The organism is Kitasatospora sp. NPDC056783 (genome assembly GCF_042789895.1).
In the GTDB taxonomy this organism is placed as follows: domain Bacteria; phylum Actinomycetota; class Actinomycetes; order Streptomycetales; family Streptomycetaceae; genus Kitasatospora.
Genome location: NZ_JBHUAF010000281.1, coordinates 1 through 11,305 on the forward strand (window position 1 = coordinate 1; position 11,305 = coordinate 11,305).

Here is an 11,305-nt window from a genome sequence, read left to right on the forward strand (position 1 = left end):
GGGCCGGGGGCTGGGCCTCGGGCTGCGACGGCGGTACCGACGAGGGTAGGACCGGCCGCGGTCGGGGAGGAGCGGCCGTTCGGGCTACTTCGCGAGGAAGGCCAGCAGGGCGGCGTTGACCTCCTCGGCGTGGGTCCAGAGCAGGCCGTGCGGGGCGCCCTCGATCTCGACGTAGTCGGCGGCGGGCAGGGCCTTGTGGAAGACCCGGGCGGTGTTGTCGATGGGCAGGGTGCGGTCGCCGGTGCCGTGCAGGATCAGGGCGGGGACGTCGATGCGGGGGATGTCGGCGCGGAAGTCGGTGTACCAGGTGGTCGGAGCGGCGGCGGCGGCGAAGGCGCCGCCGGCGGCGGCGGTGTTCCAGCTGTTGCGGACGGCTTCCTCGCTGATCCGGGTGCCGAGGTTCTCGTCCAGGTTGTAGAAGTCGTTGAAGAAGCCGGTGTAGAAGGCGTAGCGGTCGGCCTTCACGGCGGCGACGATGCCGTCGAAGAACTCCTGCGGGGCCGCGCCGTCGGGGTTGTCGTCGGTCTTGAGGAGGAACGGCTCCAGGGAGGCCAGGAAGGCGACCTTGGCGATCCGCTCGGAACCGAACCGGGAGACGTAGCGGGCGACCTCGCCGGTGCCCATCGAGAAGCCGACCAGCACGGCGTCCCGCAGGTCGAGGGTCTCCAGCACGGTGTCGAGGTCGGCGGCGAAGGTGTCGTAGTCGTAGCCGGTGGTGGGGTGGGAGGACTGGCCGAAGCCGCGGCGGTCGTAGGTGATGACGCGGTAGCCGGCGTCCAGCAGGGCGGCGCTCTGGCGCTCCCAGGAGCGTCCGTCCAGCGGGAATCCGTGGATGAGGACGACCGGCTGACCGGTGCCGTGGTCCTCGTAGTAGAGGTCGATGGAGGTGGAGTTCTCCTGGCCAACGGTGATGAACGGCATGGGTGTTCCCTTTTCTCGCGGATCGGGTTTACGGCTTTCGGCAGCGGGTGGCTGCGACGGGTGGAACGCTACGGTCGGCCGGCGGCGGCCGGTTGCCCTTGAGAGCACCCCGTGTTGTCCGAGAGCGGCTACGTGCGGGCCGTGCGGGCGGCGGGATTCGGCTCCGGCATCTGGTGCGCGGGCCGACAGCAGCCAGTGCGTCGTCGGAACAGGCCCCGGGGCCGGACGTTCCTAGCCTGATGGTGATAGCAACCGCCCCATGAAGCAACAGGAGCACCATGACCAGCCAGCAGCCGCACCTGCACCAGCACGGCCCGGAGATCCAGGAGTTCGGCACCGTCACGCTGCTGCCGATCGCCCTCTCCCACGATGCCCGGCAGTACTCGTGCCAGCGGCTCAACCGCGTCCTCGCGGACACCCAGTTCCTGTACGCGCTGTACAAGAAGTGCCACTGGGGCATGCGCGGGCCGACGGCCTATCAGCTGCACCTGCTCTTCGACAAGCACGCCCAGGAGCAGCTGGCGCTGATCGACGTGCTGGCCGAGCGGGTGCAGAGCCTGGGCGGCGTCGCGGTGGGCGACCCCCGGCACGCCGCCGAGTTCACGAGCGTGCCGCGCCCGCCGGACGGCATCGAGAGCTCGCGGTCGATGCTCTCGCGCCTCCTCGACGCGCACGAGGCCATCCTCGCCGACGTCCGGGACGCCGCCACCCGCACGGCGGGGCTCGGCGACGACGGGACCCAGGACCTGCTGGTCTCCCAGATCATCCGCACCGGCGAGACCCAGGTCTGGTTCCTCGCCGAGCACTTGGTCGTCACCCCCGAGCGCGGGGAGTGACCTCGGGGCCGGGCCCGTTCGTCGGCGGGCCCGGCACTTTCGTGTGCCCGAAACTTTCGTGTCCGGCACTTTCGTGTGTCCGGCACCTTCGCGTGCCGGGCATTCTCGGGGACGCGGCTTCCTCATGGGAGCGCCGCGCGCCTCCCGGCAGGCCACAACGGGCTCGGGCCCCTGGGTGGTTCTCCACCCAGGGGCCCGAGCCCGTTCAGCCGCGGCCGCCTCAACTCCGGTGCAGGACCAGCCTGGTGGCCAGGCCGCCGCCCACGCCGGCGACGACGGCCACCGGCAGCCACCACAGCGGCCAGTTCGCGAGGCCGAGGGCCCCGTCGACCGACCACCGGCCGGGGCCGGTGGCGGTCAGTGCCGCGCCGGTGGCGATCAGCACGAACGGGAACTCGTACCCGTCGTGCTGGACCCACAGGCCGTGCGGCCACTTGACCGTCAGCGCGACGGTCATCACCCCCATGACGCCCGCGCCGGCCAGCGGCGTGAGCAGTCCGAGGGCCAGCATCAGCCCGGCTCCGATCTGGGTGCCGCCGGCGGCCATCGCGGTGAGCTTGCCACCGCGGAAGCCGTCGCCCCGGAACTCGGCGCTGCCACCCTCCAGGCCGCCGCCGCCGAGGTGGAAGCTGACCTTCTGCACGCCGTGGCCCGCGATCAGCAGACCGGCGACCAGGCGCAGCAGGAGTAGGCCCGTGTTCATGTCGGACTCCGTCGGTTCGGTTCGGTGCGGTCGGTCAGCCGGCGGCGTGCGGGTCGATCATCGACTGGGCGTAGACGAGGCCCATGCCGTAGGCGCCGCCGTGCTCCTTGACCAGCTCGGTCACGGCGACGTACGTCTCGGCCCGGGCCCAGTCGCGCTGGAGCTCCAGCAGGACCTGGATCCAGGTGACGGGCACGGCGCCGGCGGCGGTCATCCGCTGGAGGGCGTGCTCGTGGGCCAGCGGGCTGACGCCGCCGGAGGCGTCGGCGACGACGTAGACCTCGTAGCCCTGGTCGAGGGCGGAGAGGGCGGGCAGGACGAGGCAGACCTCGGTCCACAGGCCGGAGAGGATGATCTTCTTGCGGCCGGTGGCCTTGACGGCCTCGACCAGGGCCTCGTCCTCCCAGGCGTTCATCGTGGTGCGGTCGACGACCTCCTGGTCGGGGAAGACGGCCTTGAGCTGGGGCAGGATCGGGCCGGAGAAGGACTCGGCGGCGACGGTGGACAGCACGGTCGGCACGCCGAAGATCTTCGCGGCCTTGGCCAGGCCCTCCGTGGCGTTGATGATGGCGGTGCGGTCGCCACTGCCGGTGCCGAAGAACATCTGCGGCTGGTGGTCGACGAACAGCATCATCGCGTTGTCCGGGGTCAGCAGGTCCGGGCTCGGCGCGGCGTGGACGTTGGCGAAGTCAACCATGGGTCTTCTCTTTCTTGGGAACAAAGGGAATTGACGGTGCGTCAGCCGCAGCTCGGTGGTCCGGGGCGGCACAGGACGACGTTAATCCGGGCCGGTCCGGTGGTTCTGCCCGCTGTGCGCCCGGCACTGTTCCGACAACGCACGGCCGACGGACGCCGGGCCGGCCGGGCGTCGAGTGCGCTGCGGGGCAACTGGTGATGCGCTGCGAAGGGTCCCGCCCCACCGACGGATGCGTAGGTTCGCCGAACCGCCCCGCGCCGTACCGCGTCGTCGCGCGCCGTACCGCCGCGTACCGCGTCGTCGCGCGCCGTACCGCCGCCGGCCGAAACGCCACCGAACGAAGGGACCTCCGTTGTCCGCCATGCCCGTCGCCGGAATCCGCCCCGGCACCCCCGACCAGCCCGCCGACCTCGTCGTGCGCAACGCCAAGGTGTTCACCAACGACCCGCGCCGCCCGCAGGCCACCGCCGTGGCCGTCCGGGAGGGGCGGATCCAGGCCGTCGGCGACGACGCGGACGTCATCCCGCTGGTCGGCCCCGGCACCCGGGTGGTCGACGCGCTCGGCCGCCGGGCCGTCCCCGGGCTCAACGACGCCCACCTGCACGTGATCCGCGGCGGCCTCAACTACGTGCTGGAGCTGCGCTGGGACGGCGTCCCGACGCTGCGCGAGGCGCTGGCCATGCTCCGGCTCCAGGCCGAGCGCACCCCGCCCGGCCAGTGGGTGCGGGTGGTCGGCGGCTGGTCGGCCGACCAGTTCGCCGAGCGCCGCCTGCCCACCCTGGAGGAACTCAACGCCGCCGCGCCCGACACCCCCGTCTTCGTGCTGCACCTCTACCAGTCGGCGCTGCTCAACCGGGCCGCTCTGCGGGCCGCGGGCTTCACCCGGGACACCCCCGACCCGGCCGGCGGCCAGATCGTCCGCGGCCACGACGGCGAGCCGACCGGCCTGCTGATCGCCGCCCCGGGCGCCCTGCTGCTCTACTCCACCCTGGCGAAGGCACCGACCCTGGACGAGGCCGACCGGATCGGCTCCACCCGCCACTTCCTGCGCGAGCTGAACCGCTTCGGCCTCACCTCGGCGATCGACGCCGCCGGCGGCTTCCAGAGCTTCCCCGAGAACTACGGCACCGTCATGGAGCTGGCCCGCCAAGGCGAGCTGACGCTGCGCATCGCCTACCACCTCTTCCCGCAGACCGCCGGGCAGGAGCTGGACGACCTCACCCGCTGGGTGAACACCGTGCGCCCCGGGGAGGGCGACGAGTGGCTGCGCCTCAACGGCGCGGGGGAGAACCTCACCTGGGCCGCCGCCGACTTCGAGAACTTCACCGAGCCCCGGCCGCGACTGGGAGCCTACGAGAGCGAGTTCGAGAAGGCCGTCCGCCTGCTGACGGAGAACGGCTGGGGCTTCCGGCTGCACGCCACCTACGACGAGACGATCCGCCGCGACCTCGCCGTCTTCGAGAAACTCGCCGCCGAGGGCCTCTTCCCGCAGGGCAACCGCTGGCTGTTCGACCACGCGGAGACCGTCAGCAAGGACAGCCTCGACCGGATCGCCGCGCTGGGCGGCGCCGTCTCCGTCCAGAACCGCCTCTCCTTCCAGGGCGAGGCCTTCGTCTCGCGCTACGGCGCCCCGGCCGCCGCCGAGGCGCCGCCGCTGCGCGCCATGCTGGACCGCGGCCTGACCGTCGCGGCGGGCACCGACGCCACCCGGGTCTCCTCCTACAACCCGTGGGTCGCCCTGCACTGGCTGGTCTCCGGCCGCGCGGTCAGCGGACGGCGCCTGGCGGCCGACCACAACCGGCTCAGCCGTGAGCAGGCCCTGGAGCTCTACACCCTGGGCGGCGCCCGGCTCACCGGCGAGGAGGAGGTCAAGGGCCGTCTGACGGTGGGCAGTTACGCGGACCTCGCGCTGCTCAGCGCCGACTACTTCACCGTGCCCGAGGCCGACATCCCGCACATCGAGGCGGTCCTGACCGTGGTCGGCGGGCGGATCGTCCACGCCGCCCAGGAGCACCAGGGGCTGGCGCCCGAGCCGCCCGCCGTCTCGCCGTCGTGGAGCCCGGTCACCCGGTTCGGCGGCTACCACGCCACCCCCGCGCCCGGCCCGGGCGGCGTCCGGCAGGCCGAGGGCGTGCTGGAGGCGGTGGCGGCCTCCGGGGAGCAGCTCGCCTGGCGCGCCACCCGGGGCGTCGCGCTCCCGGGGCAGTCCCAGGTGCCGCTGGACCCCTGCTTCTTCTGACGGTCCGCCGTCTTCGGGGCGCCGCCGGGAACGAGGCGGCGTCCCACCCGCGATCCCTTCTTCCGTCGTACCAGGAGCCGTCGTGACAACGCCCCCAGCCGATCCCCGGACCGCACCCCCGCCCCCGCGGTCCGGACCGCAGATCCAGGACCACCACCCGCTGGCGCTGGCCCTGTTCGGCCTCACCCTGGTCAGCGGCCTGATCGACGCGGTGAGTTACCTCGGCCTCGGCCACGTCTTCACCGCGAACATGACCGGCAACGTCGTCGTCATCGCCTTCGCCCTCGCCGGAGCGCCGGGCTTCTCCGTCACCGGCTCGTTGACCTCGCTCGCCGCCTTCCTGCTCGGCGCGCTGCTGGCCGGCCGCCTCGCGACACGGAACGCCGGTACCCGGCGGCCCCGGTGGCTGCGGACGGTCTTCGCCCTCGAAGTCGCGCTGTACGGTGTGGCCGCCGCCGTGGTCTTCGTCCGGGGCGCGGACGGGTCGGCGCAGTACGTGGTGATCGGGCTGCTGGCCCTGGCGATGGGCATCCGCAACGGCACCGTCCGGGGCCTGGGCGTGCCGGACCTCACCACCACCGTGCTCACCCTGACCCTGACCGGCCTGGCCGCCGACTCGCGGCTGGCCGGCGGCACCGCGCCCCGGCAGCGCCGGAAGATCCTCTCCGTGGTCACCATGCTCGCCGGCGCGGCACCCGGAGCGGCCCTGGTGCTGCACGGGCAGACCGCCTGGGCCCTGGTCGCCAGCGCGGCCCTGGCGGGTGTCACCGTCCTGCTCTACCGCGAGTGACCGGCGGGCCGCGCCCGGCGCGGGAGCGGGGGCGCGGCCGTCGTGGACGATGACTGAACCGAGGGGAGACCCGCCTGACCGACGGGCCGCACCGGAATCCGACAGTCAGATGACCTACGGGCTCGCCGGGCCCGCCGTCCAGGCTGGGACCGCGCAGGACTCCGTGCGCGGGACTCCGGCGGAAGGGGCGGTCAGATGGGCACGCGGATGACGAGGGTGGCGGTCGCCGACGGCGGGACGGCGGACTCCTGGAGCGGGGAGGTGTCGCGGTCGCTGGTGCCGCTGACGGTGCGGCCGCTCACCGAGGGGCCGTTCGACGGGCTCCTGGAGTCGCGCCGGGTCGGGTACGTGCGGATCTCCACGCTGGAGGCGGACGCGGCCCGGCTCTCCCGCACGGCGGAGCTGATCGCGGGGGAGCCGCGGTGGGAGCCCCGGTGGGAGCCGCAGGTCGGTGTCGGCGTGCAGGTGTCGGGCCGGGCCGTCCTGGAGCAGGACGGGCGCCGCGCGGAGGTACCGCCGGGCGGGATGGTGCTGTACGACACCGAGCGCCCGTACGTCGTGGACTACCCCGAGCGGTTCCGCACCCACCTGTTCCACGTGCCGCGCCGGCTGTTGAGCGTGCCGGAACGCGATCTGCGGGACGCGTCGGCGACGGCCGTCGGCCCCGCGGACGGGTGCGGGCCGGTGCTGCTGTCGTTCCTCGGCGGCCTCGCCACCTCCGCGCGCTCCTACCCGGCCCCGGTCGGTGACCGGCTGGCCGGCGGTGTCGCGGACCTGCTCAGCGCGCTCGTCGCCGAACTCGCCCTGGCCCGGGCGGCGGAGGAGCCGGGCGCGAACGCGCACCTGGTCCGCCGGGTGCGCGAGTACATCGGGCGCCACCTGGGCGACCCGGACCTGTCGCCCGAGCGGATCGCCCACGCCCACCACATATCGGTGCGCTACCTGCACCGGCTCTTCGAGGGCGAGGGCGTGACGGTCAGCCGGCTGGTCCAGCGGCTCCGCCTGGACGCCTGTGCGCGCGAACTGGCCCGGCGGGGCCGGTTCGTCCCCACGGTGTCGGCCGTCGGCCAGCGGTGGGGCTTCGTCAACCCGGCGCACTTCAGCCGTACCTTCCGCGCCGCGTACGGCGTCTCGCCGCGCGAGTGGCGCTCACTTCCGCACGGTGAGGCCGTCACGGCCGGGGCGCTTTCCGGCAGGACGTCACTCCGCGAATTCGCGTCACCGGCTTGACTGGTGACGGCGAGCGGGTCATCATTGCATCACCGCCTCGACCGGTGACGCGAAGCAGGGGCTTCTGCTCGCACCGCCGGTCGGGGCGGGGACATCCACTCGATCCAGATGGGGAGCGCCAGTCATGGCAGTCAGCTACACCGCCGTTGTCGACGTCAACGGTGAGGGCCGCAACGGCGGTCGGGTCCGTTCCTCGGACGGCCTGCTGGAGACCGGTCTCGCCTACCCGAAGGAACTCGGCGGCGGCGGCACCGCGACCAACCCGGAGCAGCTCCTCGCGGCCGGCTGGGGCGCGTGCTTCCTCGGGGCCCTGCGCCGGGCGGCCGGCGACCGCGCGATCCGGCTCACCAGCACCGACATCACCGCCGAGATCACGCTGACCCACGGCGACGACGACGAGTTCTCGCTCTCCGCGGTCCTCCGCCCGGTGCTGGGCGGCGTGGACCAGGCCACCGCCGAGGAGCTGGCGAACGCCGCGCACCGACCTGTCCATGAGCGGCAACATCCCGGTCGTCATCGACGCCCGCGTCGCCGCCTGACCCCCACCCCCGGACCGCGGGTCCCGCGCGATCCGCCCCCGTTCGCGTGGGGCCCGCTTCCCATCGACACGCCCGCCCGGCACCGACCGGAGAACGAGGACAGGACATGGCTTCCGCGACGCACACGTATCAACGGGCGACCGGGGCGCGTCGTCACTCCTCCGACCGGTGCCCGGCCGTCTCCGCGCGGTGTCCGGCCGTCTCCGCGCGACGACCCCGGGGTGCGGCGGCCTCGGGGGAGCGGCCGTGGCCGGACGACGCGCGGCTGTGGAACTGGTCTGAGACCGTCCTCCTGCTGGGGTACGGCCCGGGGCCCACGCCCTTCCTGTGAGCGGTGGGACGGTTCAGCCGGCCTGATCCGAGCCGGCCTGATCCGAGCCGGCCGAACCCGGCCGGACCAGGGTGTACATGACGGAGCGCCGCTGCTTGTGGCGCCGGACACGGCCCTTGGCGACGAGGGACTCCAGGGTGTTCCGGACGACCTGCGGCGTCGGGTGGCGCTTCGGGTGCGTCGCCATCAGTTCGTCGCGCAACTCCTTGGCCGGGCACGGCTCGTCGTGCCGGACCAGCAGTTCCGTGAGCAGGTCGCCGAGCAGAGGCCGGTGCGAAGTCCCCTTCGCGCCGGCCTTCTTCGCGCCGGCCTTCTTCGCGCGCGCCGCCGGGGCGGGTGTCGCCGGGGCGGGTGCCTCGTCCCGCCGCCGCTCGGCGGGAGGTGTCCGGTCGGCGGGGGCCTCGTAGCGCTCGGTGAGACTCAGGATGTCGGTCAGCAGGGCCTCCTCCTGCTTCAGCATCCGGAGCTCCTCCGTCAACTCCCGCTGCCGCTGGTGGTTCTTCTCCAGGTCGGCCGCGGCTTGTTCCACGTACCGGGACCGGAGCGTGGAGGCGGGATGGCGGGTCACAACCGTTCACTCCCTAGGCGTGGGTGGTGTTGCATGGTACCCAGGCCGGGGCTCGGGCACCGACGGGTCCGGTCCAGGAGGGAGCCGTCGGGCGGGCCCGCCGAACGGGGCGTCAGGCGCTCGCGGCGGACGGGGCCTTCTTCCGGGCCCGGTAGGCGGCCGCCTTGATCTTGTTGCCGCAGGAGTCCATGCCGCACCACTGGCGGCGCATGCCCCGGGAGCGGTCGATGTAGACCCGGGTGCACTCCGGGTTGCCGCACTCCTTCATCAGGGGGACGTCCGGGCCGCTGAGGAGATCGACCGCCTTGCGCGCGACGGTCGCCAGCGCCTGCCCGGGCGTCGCCTCGTTGTGCCGCCCGGTCAGGGTGAGCTGCGGTGTCACGGGAGCCTTGCGCGCGGCGCCGTTGAGGACGGCTAGTGCCTGGCGGTCGAACGGCTCGCCCAGCCGGCGGTCGGTGACCAGCCGGTAGACGGCCTCGCGGACGGCCCTCGCTTCCACGACGTCCTGCTCGTTACCGGGCGTGATCGTGTCCACCAGGCCGCAGTCCAGGTACCAGGCGTTCAGCCGCTCCGGCGTCACGAACATCTCGAACCGGGCCGTGCGCCGTGCACGGAGAGTGGCCGCGAAGTCGAGCGCCGGGTGCCCGCAGACGAAGACATGGTCAAGGTTCACAGTCACCATCCTGACAGGTGACTGTGAACGGGTGCAATAACGCGGGGTGCGGGCGGCTCCTACAGCGGCAGCTCCCGGCCCCGCCAACGGCGGCGCAGCCAGCGGTCGTGGCTCGCGAGGACGATCGCTCCGGGACCGGGGCCGAGGGCCTCCTCCAGTTCGTCGCACAGGCGGGGGGAGAGGTGGTTGGTGGGCTCGTCGAGCAGCAGCAGCTCGGGCGGGTCGGCGACCAGGAGGGCGAGGGCGAGCCGTCGGCGCTGTCCGACGGAGAGGCGGCCGACCGGCTTGTCCAGGTCCGCCGGGTGCAGCAGGCCGAGCGAGCTCAGCGGCACCTGCTCGGCCCTGGCCGGGCCGAGCGCCAGCCGGTAGGTGTCGTGGACGGTGCGGTCCGGCCGGTCGAACACGGTGTCCTGGGTGAGCAGCCCGACCCTCAGCCGGGGGCGCCGGCGCACCGTGCCCTCGGCGTCGAGCTGCCCGGCGAGCACCGCGAGCAGCGTGGACTTGCCCGTCCCGTTGCCGCCGGTGACCAGCAGCCGGTCGGTGGCCGCCACCTCCAGACCGTCCAGCACGAGCCGGCCCGGCACCCGGACGTCCCGCAGTGACACCAGCGGCTGCGGGGCCTCGCGCGGGGTGTCGACGCCCGGGGTGTCGATGTCCGAGGTGCCGACGCCCGGGGTGTCGACGTCGGAGGTGCAGGCGTCCGAGGCGAGGGCGCCGACGGCGAACCTCAGCGGGCGCGGCGGCTCCGGGACCCGGGTGCGCTCCAGCTCCTCCAGCCGCCGGGTCGCGTCGCGCACCCGGCGGGAGACCTGGCTCTGCACCCGGCCCGCCCGGTGGCCGTAGCCCATCTTCTCGTTGTCGCGCCGCCCCCGGTCCGGTGCCACCCGGTGCGCGGTCACCCCGGCCGACTGGCGAAGCCGCGCCGACTCCTGCTGCTCCTCGGCGTACCGCCGCTCCCAGCGCTCCCGCTCGGCGCGCCGCTCGCCCAGGTACGCGCTGTAGTCGCCGCCGTAGCGGACCGGCCCGCCCACGGCCGGGTCGAGGTCGACCAGGTCGGTGCAGACCGCGTCCAGGAACGCCCGGTCGTGGGCGGCGACGACCACGGTGCCGGGCAGCGCGCGGAGTTGCTCCTCCAGGAAGGCGGCGGCGTCGTCGTCGAGGTGGTTGGTCGGTTCGTCCAGCAGCAGCGCGGACGGGCGGCGGACGAGCAGCGCGGCCAGGGCGAGGCGGCCGCGCTGCCCGCCGGACAGCGAGCCGAGCGTGCGGTCGTGCCCGAACGCGTCGAGGCCCAGCCCGTCGAGGACCAGCTCGGCACGGCGGTCGGCGTCCCAGGACTCCCGGTACCGGGCCTGCTCCAGCCGTTCGGCGTAGGCGGCCAGGAGCCCCGGATGGCCGGGGGCGGACTCCGGGAGGCGGGCGATCTCCGCGCCGAGCCGGTCGAGTTCGGCGAGGTCCGCGCGGGCCTCGCGCAGCGCGTCGTCCAGGACCGCGGAGATGGTGGTCCCGGTCTCGAAGGGCATCTCCTGGTGCAGGAAACCGAGGGCCGCGGGGCGCGTGACGCTTCCGGCGTCGGGTTCGTCCACGCCGGCGAGCACCCGCAGCAGGGTGGACTTGCCGGCGCCGTTCTCCCCGATCAGGCCGATCCGGTGGCCGGGGGCGGCGGTCAGCGAGACGCCGTCGAGGACGCGTCGGCCGCCGAGGTGGCGGACGACGTCATGGGCGAGCAGGGCGTGCTGGGGCACGGGGGACCTTTCGGCGCGAAGGGGGCGGGGGCGCGT

The 11,305-nt window shown here is 73.8% G+C and carries 10 protein-coding genes and 1 pseudogene; 5 read left to right on the forward strand and 6 right to left on the reverse strand.

Features of this window, described 5'->3' with window-relative positions:
- Positions 1-84: 84 nt before the first annotated feature.
- Positions 85-921, reverse strand: coding sequence for an alpha/beta fold hydrolase (locus tag ACFRMQ_RS29855; protein WP_380733784.1), 837 nt, complete (start codon positions 919-921; stop codon positions 85-87).
- 278 nt (positions 922-1,199) lie between these two features.
- On the opposite strand from ACFRMQ_RS29855, the gene ACFRMQ_RS29860 reads away from it, so the two are divergent.
- Entirely contained in the window at positions 1,200-1,757 is a 558-nt protein-coding gene (locus ACFRMQ_RS29860) for a Dps family protein (protein ID WP_380733785.1), read from the forward strand.
- A 220-nt stretch (positions 1,758-1,977) separates the two neighbouring features.
- On the opposite strand, the gene ACFRMQ_RS29865 is transcribed toward ACFRMQ_RS29860, so the two are convergent.
- Positions 1,978-2,460: a DoxX family protein gene (locus ACFRMQ_RS29865; protein WP_380733786.1), complete on the reverse strand. Its 483-nt coding sequence runs from the start codon at positions 2,458-2,460 to the stop codon at positions 1,978-1,980.
- A gap of 34 nt (positions 2,461-2,494) precedes the next feature.
- Entirely contained in the window at positions 2,495-3,157 is a 663-nt protein-coding gene (locus tag ACFRMQ_RS29870) for a hydrolase (RefSeq protein ID WP_380733787.1), read from the reverse strand.
- A 361-nt stretch (positions 3,158-3,518) separates the two neighbouring features.
- Here ACFRMQ_RS29870 and ACFRMQ_RS29875 point away from each other — a divergent pair, with 361 nt between their 5' ends.
- The 4 genes and pseudogenes from ACFRMQ_RS29875 to ACFRMQ_RS29890 all read left to right on the forward strand — a co-directional run.
- Entirely contained in the window at positions 3,519-5,396 is a 1,878-nt protein-coding gene (locus tag ACFRMQ_RS29875) for an amidohydrolase (RefSeq protein WP_380733788.1), read from the forward strand.
- A gap of 82 nt (positions 5,397-5,478) precedes the next feature.
- On the forward strand, positions 5,479-6,186 hold the full coding sequence (locus tag ACFRMQ_RS29880) for a YoaK family protein (RefSeq protein ID WP_380733789.1): 708 nt from the start codon (positions 5,479-5,481) through the stop codon (positions 6,184-6,186).
- A 195-nt stretch (positions 6,187-6,381) separates the two neighbouring features.
- Complete coding sequence (locus ACFRMQ_RS29885; protein ID WP_380733790.1) at positions 6,382-7,416, forward strand: helix-turn-helix domain-containing protein; 1,035 nt, start codon at positions 6,382-6,384, stop codon at positions 7,414-7,416.
- Between the two features lie 124 nt (positions 7,417-7,540).
- Positions 7,541-7,840: pseudogene (locus ACFRMQ_RS29890) on the forward strand (OsmC family protein); the annotation flags it as partial.
- Between the two features lie 459 nt (positions 7,841-8,299).
- Here the strand turns inward: ACFRMQ_RS29890 and ACFRMQ_RS29895 are convergent.
- The 3 genes from ACFRMQ_RS29895 to ACFRMQ_RS29905 form a co-directional block, all read right to left on the reverse strand.
- Complete coding sequence (locus tag ACFRMQ_RS29895; RefSeq protein ID WP_380733791.1) at positions 8,300-8,815, reverse strand: hypothetical protein; 516 nt, start codon at positions 8,813-8,815, stop codon at positions 8,300-8,302.
- Positions 8,816-8,966: 151 nt separating this feature from the next.
- Positions 8,967-9,527: a CGNR zinc finger domain-containing protein gene (locus ACFRMQ_RS29900; protein ID WP_380733792.1), complete on the reverse strand. Its 561-nt coding sequence runs from the start codon at positions 9,525-9,527 to the stop codon at positions 8,967-8,969.
- A gap of 59 nt (positions 9,528-9,586) precedes the next feature.
- The gene (locus ACFRMQ_RS29905) at positions 9,587-11,269 is read right to left on the reverse strand and encodes an ABC-F family ATP-binding cassette domain-containing protein (RefSeq protein ID WP_380733793.1); all 1,683 of its coding nucleotides are present in this window, start codon (positions 11,267-11,269) and stop codon (positions 9,587-9,589) included.
- Positions 11,270-11,305 lie beyond the last annotated feature (36 nt).

Bases quoted from the DNA above. Each gene is read 5' to 3' on its own strand.
- ACFRMQ_RS29885 (WP_380733790.1), top strand. From the start codon at position 6,382: ATGGGCACGCGGATGACGAGGGTGGCGGTCGCCGACGGCGGGACGGCG.
- ACFRMQ_RS29860 (WP_380733785.1), top strand. From the start codon at position 1,200: ATGACCAGCCAGCAGCCGCACCTGCACCAGCACGGCCCGGAGATCCAG.
- ACFRMQ_RS29875 (WP_380733788.1), top strand. From the start codon at position 3,519: ATGCCCGTCGCCGGAATCCGCCCCGGCACCCCCGACCAGCCCGCCGAC.
- ACFRMQ_RS29870 (WP_380733787.1), bottom strand. From the start codon at position 3,157: ATGGTTGACTTCGCCAACGTCCACGCCGCGCCGAGCCCGGACCTGCTG.
- ACFRMQ_RS29865 (WP_380733786.1), bottom strand. From the start codon at position 2,460: ATGAACACGGGCCTACTCCTGCTGCGCCTGGTCGCCGGTCTGCTGATC.
- ACFRMQ_RS29855 (WP_380733784.1), bottom strand. From the start codon at position 921: ATGCCGTTCATCACCGTTGGCCAGGAGAACTCCACCTCCATCGACCTC.